Origin of the sequence: Candidatus Pantoea rara (assembly GCF_051136265.1) — a bacterium.
Taxonomy (GTDB): domain Bacteria; phylum Pseudomonadota; class Gammaproteobacteria; order Enterobacterales; family Enterobacteriaceae; genus Pantoea; species Pantoea rara.
The window spans coordinates 3,078,852-3,094,345 of the sequence record NZ_CP194942.1; the positions used below are offsets into that span (position 1 = coordinate 3,078,852).

A 15,494-nucleotide genomic window follows, 5' to 3' on the forward strand; every position below is an offset into this window, starting at 1 on the left:
CTCCTCAGATAGACAGCTTGTTGATGCGTTTGCCACCGTAAACCAGGTTAACAATGGCACGGGTACCGACGATCGCGGTGAACATTGAGGTCGCGATACCAATTGCGGTGGTTATAGCAAAGCCTTTTATCGAACCGGTGCCGACCGCGTAAAGAATGATAACTTTGATCAGCGTGGTCACGTTCGCATCGACAATACTGGAGAAGGCGCCTTTATAGCCCTCATGAATTGCCTGCTGAACCGAGCGCCCGTTTCGCAGCTCTTCTTTAATACGTTCGTTAATCAGTACGTTAGCATCGACTGCCACCGCCAGTGTTAACACGATACCGGCAATACCCGGCATGGTCAGGGTCGCGCCAGGCAGCAGGGACATGACGCCGACAATCAGCACCAGGTTAACCAGCAGCGCACTCGTCGCAATCAGACCAAACTTCTTGTAGAACACCACCATGAACAGGATCGAGGCGAGCAGTCCCCACAGGCAGGCTTCCAGACCCTGAGTAATGTTCTGCTGACCCATAGTCGGACCGATAGTCCGCTCTTCCACGATCTGGATTGGCGCAATCAACGCACCGGCACGCAGCAGCAGCGACAGCTGGCGCGCTTCGTTCGGGTTGTTGATACCGGTAATGCGGAAGCTATTCCCCAGGCGAGACTGGATATTAGCGACGTTAATCACCTCTTCCTGTTTCACCAGAACTGAACGGCCGTTGGCATCTTTTTTACCGCTGTCCTTGTACTCCACAAACAGGGTCGCCATCGGCTTGCCGATGTTGTCCTTGGTGAAGTTGGACATGATGTTACCGCCTGCGCCATCCAGTGAAATGTTCACCTGTGGCTGGTTGTACTCATCCATGCTGGAGGTCGAGTCGGTGATATGGTCACCGGTCAGAATCACCCGCTTGTAGAGGACCACTGGCTGGCCATCACGCATGTCTTTAACTTCTGAGTCACCCGGAACACGGCCACTGGCCGCCGCAGTAGGATCCACGCTGGTGTTCACCAGGCGGAATTCCAGCGTCGCGGTTGCGCCCAGAATCTCTTTGGCTCGCGCGGTATCCTGAATACCCGGCAGCTCAACCACGATGCGATCGGAGCCCTGACGCTGAACCAGCGGTTCCGCCACGCCCAGCTGGTTTACACGGTTACGCAAAATCGTAATGTTCTGCTGAACCGCATATTCCCGCGCTTCACTGAGACGGGCATCGCTCATGGTGGCACGCAGAGCATCGCTACCGCTGCTGTTGATCACCAGATCCTGATGACGAGAAGTCAGCCAGGAGATTGCCGCATCACGGCTGGCAGCGTCACGGAAACGAATTTCCACGCCGTAGTTCGCGACTTTATTGACGGTGGTGTAGGGGATATTTTTGGTGCGCAGATCGCTACGCAGCGTGTCAGCATTCTGCTCCTGCAGCTTGCTGAGCGCGGTGTCCATGTCCACTTCCATCAGGAAGTGCACACCACCACGCAGATCGAGACCGAGTTTCATCGGCTCTGCTGACAGCATACTCAGCCAGCGCGGCGTGGCTGGCGCAAGGTTCAGCGCGACAACGTAGTTTTCACCCAGCGCTTTCATGATCGCTTCACGGGCGCGTAACTGCACATCCGTATTATTGAAGCGCGCGGTAATCGCACCATTTTCCAGCGCAACAGATTTGCTCTGGATATTGTCTTGTTTTAATGCGGACTGAATTTGATCCAACGTCTGCTCACTGGCGGCGCTTCCGCGCGCGCCAGTGACTTGAACGGCCGGATCCTCACCATACAGGTTGGGAAGCGCATAGAGCAGGCCGACAAGAATGACGACGACCAGCATTACGTACTTCCACAAAGGATAACGATTTAACACGGCAGTTCCCTTAGGGAAGAAAGAATTACAGCGCCTTGATAGTGCCTTTAGGCAGTACGGCGGCGACGAAATCACGTTTAATGACCACTTCATTGGTGTCATTCAGCGCGATAGCTACGTAGCCCGTGTCAGAGACTTTCGTTACGCGGCCGACCAGGCCACCGCTGGTCAGCACTTCATCACCCTTAGAGATGGAATCCATCAGCTTCTTGTGCTCTTTCGCACGTTTCTGCTGCGGACGCAGGATCATGAAGTAGAAAATCAGACCAAACACCACCAGCATGATCACCAGAGAATACGGACTTCCCTGAGACGGTGCGCCAGCTGCAGCCACGGCGTCAGAAATGAATAAGCTCATTAAATTTCCCTCATTGATGAATTATCAGACGTTAATGGCGGAACTTCTTTGCCCGTCCGTTGGTAAAACTCAGTTACAAAGCGCTCTAATTTACCCTCTTCGATGGCCTGGCGTAAACCTGCCATCAGACGCTGGTAGTAGCGCAAATTGTGGATAGTGTTCAGACGCGCGCCCAGTATTTCGTTACAACGGTCGAGATGATACAAGTAGGCACGGCTATAATTGCGACAGGTGTAACAATCACACTCCGCATCCAGTGGCGCAGTGTCATCTTTGTATCGGGCGTTGCGGATTTTCACCACACCCTCAGTCACAAACAGGTGACCATTTCGGGCATTACGGGTTGGCATCACGCAGTCAAACATATCGACGCCGCGACGAACGCCTTCAACCAGATCTTCTGGCTTGCCGACGCCCATCAGATAACGCGGTTTATCCTGCGGAAGCTGCGGACAGACGTGCTCAAGAATACGGTGCATGTCCTGCTTAGGCTCACCCACCGCCAGGCCGCCCACAGCGTACCCATCAAAGCCAATCTCTACCAGACCTTTCACCGAGACATCTCGTAAATCTTCGTAAACCGAGCCCTGAATAATGCCAAATAACGCATTTTTATTACCGAGGCTGTCGAAACGGTCACGACTGCGTTGCGCCCAGCGCAGCGACATCTCCATAGAGCGTTTGGCGTAGTCCCAGTCCGCCGGATACGGCGTACATTCATCGAAAATCATCACGATGTCGGAACCGAGGTCGTACTGAATCTCCATCGATTTTTCCGGATCGAGGAAAATCGGGTCGCCATTAATCGGGTTACGGAAGTGAACGCCCGCTTCGGTGATTTTGCGGATGTCACCCAGGCTGAAGACCTGGAAGCCGCCGGAATCGGTCAGAATGGGTCCTTTCCACTGCATAAAGTCATGCAGATCGCCATGCAGTTTCATGATCTCCTGGCCCGGACGCAGCCAGAGGTGGAAGGTATTGCCCAGAATGATCTGCGCGCCGGTCTCCTGCACTTCTTCCGGCGTCATGCCTTTTACGGTGCCATAGGTGCCGACAGGCATAAACGCAGGGGTTTCCACCACACCGCGATCAAAAATCAGACGGCCACGGCGCGCGCGCCCGTCTGTGGTATCAAGTTCAAATTTCACAAAGCCTCCATCGGAGAAACAGTCCGATGCAGATAACCTTCGTCGCGTAACAGGCGATTCCGGCTATCGGTTAATAAATCAGTCGCCCACTTTTTCCAGCGGCGCCTGCGGATTTTTGCTGATAAACATCGCGTCACCATAACTGAAGAAACGATATTGCTCAGCCACGGCTGCACGGTACGCGGCCATGGTGTGCTGATAACCGGCAAACGCCGAGACCAGCATAATCAGAGTCGATTCGGGCAAGTGGAAGTTGGTGATCAGCGCATCGATCACCTGGTACTCATAGCCCGGATAGATAAAAATCTGGGTATCGTCGAAGAACGGCGCAATCAGGGCATCCTGACTCGCTTTGGCAGCGCTTTCCAGCGAACGGACAGAGGTGGTGCCGACAGCGACCACTTTATTGCCACGAGCCTTACAGGCCAGCACCGCGTCGACAACCTCCTGCGGCACTTCGGCATATTCCGCGTGCATGTGATGCTCTTCGATGTTGTCGACGCGCACCGGCTGGAAAGTGCCAGCACCGACATGCAGCGTCACAAACGCCATCTCAACGCCCTTCTCTTTCAGCGCCTGCAACAGCGGTTCATCAAAGTGCAGACCGGCGGTCGGTGCCGCGACGGCACCCGGACGGGCGCTGTAAACCGTCTGGTAAAGCTCGCGATCCGCCTCTTCATCGGGACGATCAATATACGGTGGCAGTGGCATATGGCCGACACTGTTAAGGATGTCGAGCACGGCGCGATCATCATCAAAGACAATTTCAAACAGCGCATCGTGGCGTGCCACCATCGTCGCTTTCACGCTCTCATCTTCGCCCAGTAACAATTCTGCACCTGGCTTTGGCGCTTTCGAGGCACGCACGTGTGCCAGCACGCGTTTGTCGTCGAGCATCCGCTCTACCAGCATCTCGATTTTGCCGCCGCTGGCTTTACGGCCAAAGACACGCGCCGGAATCACACGCGTGTTGTTGAACACCAGCAGATCGCCTGGATTCAGCTTATCCAGCACGTCGGTGAAAACACCGTGCGATAAGGCCCCGCTGGGGCCATCCAGCGACAGCAGGCGACAGCCGCTGCGCTGCGCCTGGGGATAGTGAGCAATCAGGGATTCGGGCAGTTCAAAAGCAAAATCGGCGACACGCATTGAAATGTTCTTTCTCAGGCAAAAACAGGCGGCACAGTTTAGCGGAAAAACGACCAATTCTGAACAACTGGCTGCGCAAAGGCAGTTCAGCCTATAATGCGGCATGAACTTTCTTGCGCATCTCCATCTGGCTAAGCTGGCCGACAGCTCCTTACTCGGCAATTTAATGGCCGACTTTGTGCGTGGCAACCCGCACCAGAACTGGTCTGCGCCTGTCGCGGACGGTATTCTGATGCATCGTCGTCTGGATGTGATGACCGATGCGCTGCCGGAAGTCCGCAGTGCGCGTCAGCTGTTCCGTGCGGAGACTTATCGCGTCGCACCCATTACGCTGGATGTCATCTGGGACCATTTTCTGGCCCGTCACTGGCTGCAATTCTCGCCGGAGCAGACACTGATAGCCTTTTCTGCCGCCGCCGAGCGCGAAATTATGCCGCAGCTGGCAGACACGCCTGTAGAGTTTCAGGAACTTAATGCCGTGATGTGGCACGAGCGCTGGTTTGAACATTATGCCCAGCCTGCACGGCTGGAGCGGGTGCTGCACGGCATGGCCAGTCGTCGTCCACGCCTGGCGGCGCTGCGCGACTCTTACCACGATTTCAGGCAACACTATGATCAGCTGGAAGCGCTGTTTTTTGTTTTTTATCCGCGTTTAATGGCGCTGGCATCCGGCAGAACCCTGTAAAACCCGATCCTCTGCTGCCGGGCTGGCGGATGCCCGCCCTGGCCCGCATAAAAAGCCCCTCTCGCGCCTCCGCGCTATCTTGCCATTACTGCTTATCTGCGGCTTAATGAAGCCTTTCTTAACAATAGCTAAAAAAACATTACAGCCAGACCGCCTGTTCAGGCGCACCTTCCATTCTTTAGGGTAAAAAAACATAAGAGGAAAAGATGTCATCCGCTTCGCATTCTGAAATAGACGCGCGTTATCGTTATGCCTGCGACATCGCCCGTGCGGCGGGCAGCCGGGCCTTATCATGGTATCAGCAGCGTCAGACACTGGTCGTGGAACACAAAAGGGATTTGCAGGATGTGGTCAGCGAAGCTGATCGAAACGTTGAGGCATTGATTAAGTCGTTAATCGCTGAGCGTTTTCCTGAGGATGCCGTCTATGGTGAAGAGAGCGGTGGTGAGGTGGAGGGCACGCCCTTTATCTGGGTCGTCGATCCGATCGATGGTACTGCCTGTTTCGTCAACGGTCTGCCTAACTGGTGCGTCTCACTGGCGGTGGTATGTGATGGTGAACCGGTGATCGGCGTAGTCTGCGATCCTAATCATCAGGAGCTGTTTCACGCACGAGCAGGCCAGGGCGCATGGGTCAACGAGAGTCGTCTGCAGGTTCATGATGCTGAGCATCTTAACGAAGGGTTGCTGGGCATCAGCAACTCCAGCCGAACCCCGGGCGAAAGTACCGCGCGCCTGATTAGCGGCCTGACTGAACAGGGTGGTATGTTTATTCGTATCGGCTCGGGCGCGCTGACCAGCGCCTGGGCAGCGGCCGGGCGCCTGCTTGGCTACTACGAAGCGCATATGCATCCGTGGGATAGCCTGCCGGGCATCGTCCTGATGCGTGAAGCAGGCGGTGTCACCAATGATTATCTGCGAAACGAAGGACTGAAAAACGGCAACCCGGTGTTGCTGGCCAATGCGGCCCTCTATCCAAAAATTAAAGCGCTGACCGGTAATCGCGCCCTGGAGGAGTAAATGACGCTGTCTGTCCTGTCCCGCTGTGCACTGATCCTCGGTTCTCTCTGGCTGCTAAGCCCGGCGTCACAGGCGGCGAATTACCAGCTGGAGAAAGTAGTCGAACTGAGCCGTCACGGTGTACGTCCGCCCACGCCCGGCAATCGCAAAGAGATAGAAGCCGCCAGCCAGCAACCCTGGACGCAGTGGACCACTGCCGATGGCGAGCTGACTGGCCACGGCTACAGCGCCGTGGTCAATAAAGGACGCTGGGAAGGCGAGCACTATCGCCAGCTCGGCCTGCTGAACGCGGGCTGTCCTGACGCGTCCCAGGTTTACGTGCGTGCCAGTCCGCTGCAACGCACCCGTGCCACAGCTTCGGCGCTGACGGATGGGGCGTTTCCCGGCTGCGGCGTGCCAGTCCATCACGTAGCGGGCGATGTTGATCCTCTGTTTCAGACCGGGAAATTGACGTTCACCCGAATCGATCCCGCTCAGGAACTGGCCGCTAAACAGCAGAGAGCGGGTGATCTGGCGCAGCTGCAACAGCAGTTGCAGCCGGTGATTCAGCAGTTGAAAGCCGCTGTCTGCCCGGCCGCCACAGACTGCCCCTTATTTGATGCGCCCTGGGCGTTCCGGCAGACGCGCAACGGCAACACTTACGTTTATGGGCTGAGTGTGATGGCGAGCATGGTGGAGACGCTGCGACTGGGTTACAGCGAAAATCTGCCGTTTGATCAGATCGCCTGGGGACACATCACCTCGGCCGCGCAGATCACCTCGCTGCTTCCGTTGCTGACCGCAAACTACGATCTCAGTAACGACATCCTCTATCAGGCACAGCGCCGTGGCTCAATACTGCTCAACACCCTGCTGGAGGAAATTGCTTCTGATAACTCGCCGACCCGCTGGCTGATTCTGGTGGCGCATGACACCAATATTGCGATGGTGCGCACCCTGATGGACTTTAGCTGGCAGTTGCCCGGCTATTCACGCGGCAATATTCCGCCTGGCAGTAGTCTGGTGCTGGAGCGCTGGCGCGACACCCATAGCGGCAACCGTTTTTTGCGGATCTATTTTCAGGCGCAGAGTCTGGATGGCATTCGCCAGCTGCAACCGATTGATGATAAACATCCGTTATTACGTCAGGAATGGCATCAGCCCGGCTGCAGAGTCACCGATGTCGGCCTGCTCTGCCCTTATCAATCCACGCTGACTCAGCTGCGTAAAAACCTGGATAACAGCGCTGTGCTGCCGGTTTCAGTTATATTGCCCTGAGTCTCTGGCTAATCAAATTAAGGCTGCAACCCTGATGCGGCCTTAATAATGTTAACCGCTGTTAATTAACGCTATCCCGGCCTTTTCTTAATTAAATCATCTGACTATCAGCTCCACGCATTTTGTTTTACGATAGTTCCGTCAATCATCCCTTTATTTACTATTTTCCTGTAATCCTTGAGTATTTCGGCGACTGGTTTCGCCGTTTTTTATTTCTGTCTTTATTGCCCCTCAGTACTCGTCTGGCTGCACGCTCTCTCGCCCGAAGCGCCATTGTGTTCATTTTCCCGATTTGCATCCTCAGTGATATTCATTACTATTTGAAATAATCATTCCCGGCATTATTTACTGAAATAATGTGATGCATGATCTTATTTCGCAGAGAAGAAATGAGTGCCGAATAAAAGGACTTTGTGTTGTGGCGGGGATCACATAAATAATCAGATGCGGGGACAACATCAGAGGGAAATAGCGTGTTCTGCTCCCCCATACATCAGGAGAGCAGAACAGAATATTAACGGGTTTTACGCACCAGCTTATAGCCCAGCAGCAGTACCACGATCCACACCATGCCGACATAGAGGGAAATGCGGGTATCCGGGAAATAACCAATCAGCCCGATAATAAAGCAGAGGAAGGCCACGCCGACAACGGCCGTCCAGCTGCCGCCTGGCAGCGCAAACTGCAGCTTACCCGCCGCCTCTTTGCCAATTTTGCGACGGAACGCGATCTGCGACAACAGAATCATGATCCAGACCCACACCGTCGCAAAGGTCGCCAGCGAAGCAATCACCAGGAAGACTTTTTCGGGCATCAGGTAGTTGAGATAAACCGCAATCAGCATAGCGAACATCATCACCACGACCGTCACCCACGGGATCCCGCGCGACGACACTTTCATGAAGACCTTCGGAGCATGTCCCTGCTGCGCCATCCCGTGCAGCATGCGGCCTACGCCAAACACATCGCTGTTAATTGCCGACAGTGACGCGGTCAGCACCACGAAATTCAGGATAGAGGCAGCTGCCGCGATGCCCAGATGCTGGAAGGTCAGCACAAACGGACTGCCCGACGTCCCTACCTGATTCCACGGGTAGATCGACATAATCACAAACAGCGTGCCAACGTAAAACACCAGAATGCGCCACGGCACTGAGTTGATCGCACGCGGAATCGACTTCTCCGGATCTTCCGCTTCACCCGCAGTGATACCGATGATTTCGATACCGCCATAAGCGAACATCACCATCTGCAGCGACAGTAACATGCCGACCACGCCATGCGCGAAAAAGCCGCCGTTGGTCCACAGATTATGGATGCCGGTCGGCTGGCCGCCGTTACCGAGCCCCCAGATGATCATGCCGAAACCGGCCAGAATCATTACGATGATGGTGGCGACTTTAAAGAAGGAGAACCAGAACTCTACTTCGCCGAACACCTTCACGCTCATCAGATTGACGGCACCGATAATCAGCACCACGCTCAGCACCCAAATCCAGTGCGGCACCTCGGGGAACCAGACGCCCATATAGATGCCGAACGCGGTGACATCCGCAATCGCCACAATCAGAATTTCAAAACAGTAGGTCCAGCCGGTGATGTAACCCGCCATCGGCCCAAGATAGTCCTGCGCGTAGCGTGAGAAGGAGCTGGCCTGAGGATTATTAACGGACATCTCACCCAGCGCACGCATGATGATATAAGCGACTGCTCCGCCGATGATATAGGCGAGCAGCACACTCGGTCCGGCCATTTTTATCGCATCGGCGGAACCGTAAAACAGCCCGGTGCCAATCGCCGATCCCAGCGCCATAAAGCGGATGTGGCGCGTGCTCAGTCCGCGTTTGAGCTTGTTGGTTTCTTGCATAACAACCTGTACCTGTGAAATGAAAAAACCACGGACAAGGCCGTGGTTAAAGAAAAATCAGTGCTCGCTGTTACGAGTGAACGGCAACCTGTTCCGGCCCTTTCACCCGATCAATAACAGCGGCAATCAGCAGCATCACCAGCGACGGCGGCAACCAGGCGAGACCCTGATCGGCCAGCGGCAGATGCTGACTGAAAGCGGGCAGCAAATCTTTGAACCCGGTGGTTTTAATCGCATCAACAATACCAAACAGCAGGCTTACCAGCATGGCTGGTGCGACAATCCGGCTGCTCTTATTCCACCAGTTAAGGGTGAAACTCAGCACCACCAGCACGATACAAGGCGGATAAATCGCCGTCAGTACCGGGATGGAGATCTGAATCAGGTGGCTCAGGCCGAGGTTCGACACCACCATCGAGAACAGACCCAGAATAAACACCAGCTTTTTATACGATAACGGCAGGTATTGCGCAAAAAATTCCGCACAGGCACAGGTCAGGCCAACAGCTGTCACCATACAGGCGATGAAGATCAGGGTGGCCAGGAAGAAGCTGCCCATGTTGCCAAAGGTGTGCTGAACATACGCATGCAGAATCGCTGCGCCGTTGGCGTTCTGATCCACCAGCGCCCCGCTGCCTGCGCCCAGTTTAAACAGGCAGAGGTAGACCAGCGTCAGGCCCAGACCCGCGATCAAGCCTGCCAGGACAGTGTAACGGGTCAGCAATGCGGCATTATCGACGCCACGCGAACGGGCGGCGTTGACAATCACGATGCCAAATACCAGCGCGCCCAGCGTATCCATGGTCAGATAGCCGTTAACGAAACCACTGGAAAACGCCGCACGCTGATAATCAGCCGTCGCCGGAATGGTTCCGCCTGCCGGCCACACCAGCGCAGCCACGCCCAGCACAGTCAGCGCGATGATTTTTAGTGGCGCAAGGAAGTGCCCTACCGTGTCGAGCAACTTACCCGGATAGAGCGACACGCCAATGACCAGCGCGAAATAGATCAGGCTGTAGATAAACAGCGGCAGCGCGCCATCGCCGGTCAGCGGGGCAATGCCCATCTCAAACGAGACCGTTGCTGTGCGCGGGGTGGCAAACAGCGGTCCGACAGCCAGATAGCACACGGTGGCCAGCACGATGCCAGCGACCTTGCCAATCGGGGTGCTGAGCGCATCCACACCGCCGCCGACACGGGCCAGTGCGATCACGGTCATCACCGGTAAACCGACTGCGGTAATCAGAAAACCAATCGCGGCGGTCCAGACGTGTTCACCAGACTGAATACCGACCATTGGCGGGAAAATGATGTTGCCCGCGCCAACAAACAGGGCGAATGTCATAAAGCCCAGCGCGAGAATGTCCTTCGAAGTTAAACGATGTGTCATACGGCCTGTCACTGATGTTGCGGTGGAAGTTGGGTTAGTGTTGTCCCCTCGCTGCGTGTAAACCGCGATCTGGCTGACAATGTCAGCGCATTATGCTCATCGCAGGCTAAAGCGCAGGTGATTTAAGCTGCTTTTATTCTGTTCACAGAGGGATGGATCGACAACGGCGCTAAGTAAAACGTTTATAGCGGCGAAAGGCAATACGGGATCGGAAAACCAGAAGGTTATACCGCCATTTTTTTAAAAGGCAGTGGATAGCGTTAATTTTTGCAGCAGCCACACAAGATGATGTGCCTAAATAATAGACAGAGAGTGAGAAATCCCCGCATAAACGGGGCTGTAGATACACAAAAGGCGCGTTTTACGCGCCTGTCTGCACAACGTTACAGCACTACCAGACCTGATTCGCGATCTCAACGACCAGGCGAATCTTCTGCCACTGCTGCGCTTCGGTCAGGCTGTTGCCCTCTTCGGTTGAGGCAAAACCGCATTGCGGGCTGAGGCAAATCTGATCCAGGCTGACATACTGCGCCGCCTCGTCCAGCCGGATTTTCACCTGCGCCGGATCTTCCAGTTCACCCACTTTAGTGGTGATTAAACCCAGCACCACCTGCTGATGACCCGGCTTAATGTAACGCAGTGGCTCAAAGCCACCGGAACGGGCGTTGTCATACTCCAGGAAGAATGCATCCACGTTCACGCTGCCGAACAGAATTTCTGCCACCGGCCCGTAGCCCCCCTCGGAGATCCAGGTGGAGCGGAAGTTCCCGCGACAGACATGCAGACCCACGGTCAGATCGGCAGGTTTATCCTCCAGCGCTTTATTAAGTACCTGAGCGTAAATCTGTGCCAGCTGATCCGGATCGTCGCCGCGTGCGCGGATATCGCGCTTCTGATCTTCAGAGCAGAGATAAGCCCAGACGGTGTCATCCAGTTGCAGATAGCGGCAGCCCGCATCATAAAACGCCTGAATCGCCGCTTTGTAGGTCTGCGCCAGATCGTCAAAGTAGTCCGCCAGATCGGGATAGACCTCAGCATCGATTACTTTGCGGCCACCGCGGAAGTGAAGCACGCTGGGGCTCGGAATCGTCATCTTCGGCACCGCGTCCCCGGCAATACTCTGCAGGAAGCGGAAATGCGCCAGCATCGGATGATCCGCCGGAAAACCGAGTTTGCTCACCACTTTCACACCATGCGCTTTGGTCTGCACGCCATTAAACTGGATGCCCTGTTCCGCTTCATAGCGCTCGACGCCATTCAGGCCATAGAAGAAGTCGAAGTGCCACCAGCCGCGACGAAACTCGCCGTCAGTGACCACCTTCAGGCCATTTTCACGCTGCTTCGCCACCACATCGCGAATCGCATCATCTTCGATCTGCTGCAGGGCCGCCGCATCAATCTCTCCGGCAGCAAACTGTTTACGCGCCTGCTTAATCGCAGCGGGACGCAGGAAGCTGCCAACGGTATCGGCACGGAACGGGGCGGTTTCTCTTTGCATGATCACTCCTGTCTCTCCTGCCGGTAATGACGGCAGGAAATAATTGCATCCTGATATAAATAGCCGTCTGGATGGCTACATGTCTGAACACAGAGTGGCATGCACCGCGCTCATCTGCAACTGAAGAAAATTCAGCGATGATGAAAAAAATTCAACTTAGGGGTTAAGCAGCGCGGCACGCGCCTGCGCCATCTGGCTGTCTGAGAGCGGCAGATAGCCCGCTTCGCTGACCCGCCGCTGACCTTGCGGAGAGAGCACCTGCTGCAGAAACGCGGCGACCAGTGGCGGCAGCGGTTTACCGGGTGCTTTATTAACGTAGAGATAAAGGGGACGCGCCCAGGGATAGCGCCCGCTGCGGATGGCATCGGCATCCGGGGCAATCCCCTGCCCCTGATCATTCGTCACCGCCAGCATTTTTACGCCGCTGAGATGAAAGCCAAAACTGGCGTAGCCGATACTTCGCGAATTACCGGCCACCGCCTGCACCACCGCGGCCGAGCCGGGAAACTCCGCCACGTCGCTGCTAAAATCGCCTTTGCAGAGTACCTGCTGTTTAAAGAAACCCCAGGTGCCGGAGGCGGAATTACGTCCATAGCGCTGAATAGGTCGTTTGCTCCACTGCGCGCCGCTTAACCCGAGATCGCCCCAACGCAGCGGCACGCTGTGTGCGCCACACAGACGGGTAACGGAGAAGATGGCGTCGAGCTGACGTGGTTCAATCTGCTGTAGCGGATTGCGCTGATTCACGACCACCACCAGCGCATCCATCGCCACGGGAACCGCCAGCGGCGGATAGCCGTAGCGCGCCTCAAAAGCCTGCCGCTCATCGGCCTGCATCGGACGGCTCATCGGTCCGAGCTGTGCGGCACCCGCCGCCAGCGCGGTCGGCGCAGTAGAAGAACCGGAAGCCTGAACCTGCACATTGACGCCCGGCGCCTGACGACTGAAATCTTCGCCCCACAGGGTCATCAGATAACCGAGCGTATCGGATCCCACGCTGCTGAGATTGCCGGAGAGCGTGCCAGGCTGGGCCAGAGCCAGGCCCGGCAGCAGAGTAACGATCAACAAGAGAAAGAGACGCATCAGAGAGATCCGGCAGCGATTAGTGAACGGCATTCTCCTGCATGACGCTGCTGACAATCAACCTCGCGGGCAGCGTAAAAGTAAAACAGGTCTCTTTGTGCGGCACGCTGGTGATATCGAGCCGCGCGTTATGGTGGCTCAGCGCATGTTTTACAATCGCCAGCCCCAGCCCGCTGCCGCCGGTCGCACGCGAACGCGCTTTATCAACCCGGTAAAAACGCTCGGTCAGACGGGGAATATGTTCTGAGGCGATACCCGGTCCGTTGTCGCACACCCGGAAGGTGGCGCCCTGCTTGCTGCGCAGCCAGCTGATATCAATCCGCGTGCCATCCGGGGTGTGATTCACCGCGTTGTAAACCAGATTAGAAATGGCGCTGCGCAGCTGCTCATCGTTGCCGAACACTTTCAGATGGGGATCGGTATGGAAATGGATATCGTGACGCCCACCACTCAGCGTCGCCGCTTCATGCTGCAGCAGTTTCAGCATCACTGGCACATCGACCTTCTCTTTCAGATCGATTGCCGGTGCAGCTTCAATGCGCGACAGCGTCAGCAACTGTTTGACCAGGCTATCCATACGGCGCGTCTGCTCCGACATCGTGTGCAACGCTTTGCTGCGGGAAGGCTCGCTCATCACCGAGTCGTTCATCATCTCCAGATAGCCCTGCAGCACCGTGAGTGGCGTGCGTAACTCATGGCTGACGTTGGCAAAGAAGTTGCGGCGCGCCCCTTCCAGCTGATGCATCTGCGTCACATCACGTGCCACCAGCAGCCACTGCCCTTCGCTGTAGGGCATGACGCGGAATTCCATATGAAGTTTGTTGTTCAGCACCAGCGTCAGCGGCTTGTCAAAATCGCGCTGGCGAAGATAACGGGAAAACTCCGGATAACGCAGCAGATTGAGGATGTTCTGGCCATTATCTTCTGGCCAGCGCAGACCCAGGTGCTGCTGGGCCAGGCCGTTACACCAGAAAATGGTGCCCTCTTCCGTGGTCAGGATCACCGCATCCGGCAACGACTCAGCACCGCTGCGGAAACGTTTGATCAGATTACCGAGTTCACGCCGCCGTCGCCGGTTGCGCAGCTGCATCTGGTAAAGACCATAAAACAGCGGTTCCCAGCTGGCACGCCCGGCGGGCGGCGTCATGGTGCGGTCCAGCCACAGCCAGTGCGACAGCCGCATCAGATTGTGGAAATGCCATAACAGCACCATGACCACGCTGAGCAGCAGCCACCAGGGCAAGCCGCCAGACAGCATGCCCAGCAGCGCCGCAGGCAGACAGGCCAGCAGCAGTTCTGTCAGTAATCTCTTCCAGGAGAGGCGTTCCAGCACGGTTAAAGCTCCGTCTTAGTAGCGGGCAGAGAAACGATACCCTGTTCCACGGACGGTTTGTACCATGCGATCGTGGCCGGAGACTTCCAGCGCTTTACGTAAACGACGGATGTGAACATCGACAGTACGATCTTCCACATACACATTGGTGCCCCAGACATGGTTCAACAGTTGTTCGCGGCTGTAGACGCGTTCCGGGTGGGTCATAAAGAAGTGCAGCAGCTTATATTCGGTAGGGCCCATCTCCAGCGGGGTGGTTTCGGACATCACACGATGTGAAGAGGGATCCAGACTCAGTCCCTGCATCTCAATCACCTCTTCCACCGCCATCGGTGAAATACGGCGCATCACCGCTTTAATTCGCGCCATCAGCTCTTTGGGTGAAAACGGCTTGGTAATGTAATCATCGGCGCCCACTTCCAGGCCGCGTACCCGATCTTCCTCTTCACCGCGCGCGGTGAGCATCATCACCGGAATATCGCGGGTCATCGCCTCACGTTTCAGATGCTTGATAAACTGAATACCGCTGCCACCGGGTAACATCCAGTCCAGTAAAATCAGATCGGGCCAGGGTTCAATCAGCTTGCCAACGGCACTGTCATAATCTTCCGCCTCGATTGGCTGATAGTCGTTCTGTTCCAGAACAAAACATAACATTTCACGGATGGGGGCTTCATCCTCCACAACCAAAATGCGCTTAGCCATTATTACTCCTGCTGATTATGACGGCTGTCACTGAGATTCGCGGCGCCATTATGCGTCAGATTTGTGACACTTTTATGAAAAACATAACCTGCCTGTAACGCCGTTGGTAATCATTTATGACAGCGCAGCGACAATTTTTTGCTTTGGCCG

Annotated in this window: 13 protein-coding genes; 3 read left to right on the top strand and 10 right to left on the bottom strand. The window is 55.7% G+C overall.

Annotated elements, in window-relative coordinates; all coding sequences use genetic code 11:
* Positions 1-4 precede the first annotated feature (4 nt).
* The 4 genes from secD to queA form a co-directional block, all read right to left on the bottom strand.
* Positions 5-1,852: a protein translocase subunit SecD gene (gene secD / locus ACR8BF_RS14710; RefSeq protein ID WP_292989524.1), complete on the bottom strand. Its 1,848-nt coding sequence runs from the start codon at positions 1,850-1,852 to the stop codon at positions 5-7.
* A gap of 25 nt (positions 1,853-1,877) precedes the next feature.
* Positions 1,878-2,210, bottom strand: a complete 333-nt coding sequence (gene yajC, locus ACR8BF_RS14715; RefSeq protein ID WP_009091760.1) for a preprotein translocase subunit YajC — start codon at positions 2,208-2,210, stop codon at positions 1,878-1,880.
* Positions 2,210-3,358 (bottom strand): tRNA guanosine(34) transglycosylase Tgt, encoded by a 1,149-nt coding sequence (gene tgt / locus ACR8BF_RS14720; RefSeq protein WP_013356969.1) that lies wholly within the window; start codon positions 3,356-3,358, stop codon positions 2,210-2,212. The genes yajC and tgt overlap by 1 nt, the downstream gene beginning before the upstream one ends.
* Before the next feature lie 78 nt (positions 3,359-3,436).
* Positions 3,437-4,507, bottom strand: coding sequence for a tRNA preQ1(34) S-adenosylmethionine ribosyltransferase-isomerase QueA (gene queA, locus ACR8BF_RS14725; RefSeq protein WP_434745186.1), 1,071 nt, complete (start codon positions 4,505-4,507; stop codon positions 3,437-3,439).
* A 103-nt stretch (positions 4,508-4,610) separates the two neighbouring features.
* On the opposite strand from queA, the gene ACR8BF_RS14730 reads away from it, so the two are divergent.
* From ACR8BF_RS14730 to ACR8BF_RS14740, 3 genes are all read left to right on the top strand, one after another.
* Positions 4,611-5,192 carry an ACP phosphodiesterase gene (locus tag ACR8BF_RS14730; RefSeq protein WP_434745187.1) on the top strand — a complete coding sequence of 194 codons (582 nt, stop codon included), beginning with the start codon at positions 4,611-4,613 and terminating at the stop codon, positions 5,190-5,192.
* A gap of 206 nt (positions 5,193-5,398) precedes the next feature.
* Complete coding sequence (locus ACR8BF_RS14735) at positions 5,399-6,211, top strand: inositol monophosphatase family protein (protein WP_434745188.1); 813 nt, start codon at positions 5,399-5,401, stop codon at positions 6,209-6,211.
* Positions 6,212-7,468, top strand: coding sequence for a histidine-type phosphatase (locus tag ACR8BF_RS14740; RefSeq protein ID WP_292989503.1), 1,257 nt, complete (start codon positions 6,212-6,214; stop codon positions 7,466-7,468).
* Between the two features lie 514 nt (positions 7,469-7,982).
* Here ACR8BF_RS14740 and proY read toward each other — a convergent pair.
* From proY to phoB, 6 genes are all read right to left on the bottom strand, one after another.
* Entirely contained in the window at positions 7,983-9,335 is a 1,353-nt protein-coding gene (gene proY, locus ACR8BF_RS14745) for a proline-specific permease ProY (RefSeq protein ID WP_313699892.1), read from the bottom strand.
* A gap of 70 nt (positions 9,336-9,405) precedes the next feature.
* Positions 9,406-10,725: a branched-chain amino acid transporter carrier protein BrnQ gene (gene brnQ / locus ACR8BF_RS14750; RefSeq protein WP_434745189.1), complete on the bottom strand. Its 1,320-nt coding sequence runs from the start codon at positions 10,723-10,725 to the stop codon at positions 9,406-9,408.
* 391 nt (positions 10,726-11,116) lie between these two features.
* Positions 11,117-12,223 (bottom strand): cobalamin-independent methionine synthase II family protein, encoded by a 1,107-nt coding sequence (locus ACR8BF_RS14755; RefSeq protein WP_434745190.1) that lies wholly within the window; start codon positions 12,221-12,223, stop codon positions 11,117-11,119.
* A 156-nt stretch (positions 12,224-12,379) separates the two neighbouring features.
* On the bottom strand, positions 12,380-13,306 hold the full coding sequence (locus ACR8BF_RS14760) for a PstS family phosphate ABC transporter substrate-binding protein (protein ID WP_434745191.1): 927 nt from the start codon (positions 13,304-13,306) through the stop codon (positions 12,380-12,382).
* A 19-nt stretch (positions 13,307-13,325) separates the two neighbouring features.
* Positions 13,326-14,639, bottom strand: coding sequence for a phosphate regulon sensor histidine kinase PhoR (gene phoR, locus ACR8BF_RS14765; RefSeq protein WP_179896833.1), 1,314 nt, complete (start codon positions 14,637-14,639; stop codon positions 13,326-13,328).
* Positions 14,640-14,654: 15 nt separating this feature from the next.
* Positions 14,655-15,344: a phosphate response regulator transcription factor PhoB gene (phoB, locus tag ACR8BF_RS14770; protein WP_003852491.1), complete on the bottom strand. Its 690-nt coding sequence runs from the start codon at positions 15,342-15,344 to the stop codon at positions 14,655-14,657.
* Positions 15,345-15,494 lie beyond the last annotated feature (150 nt).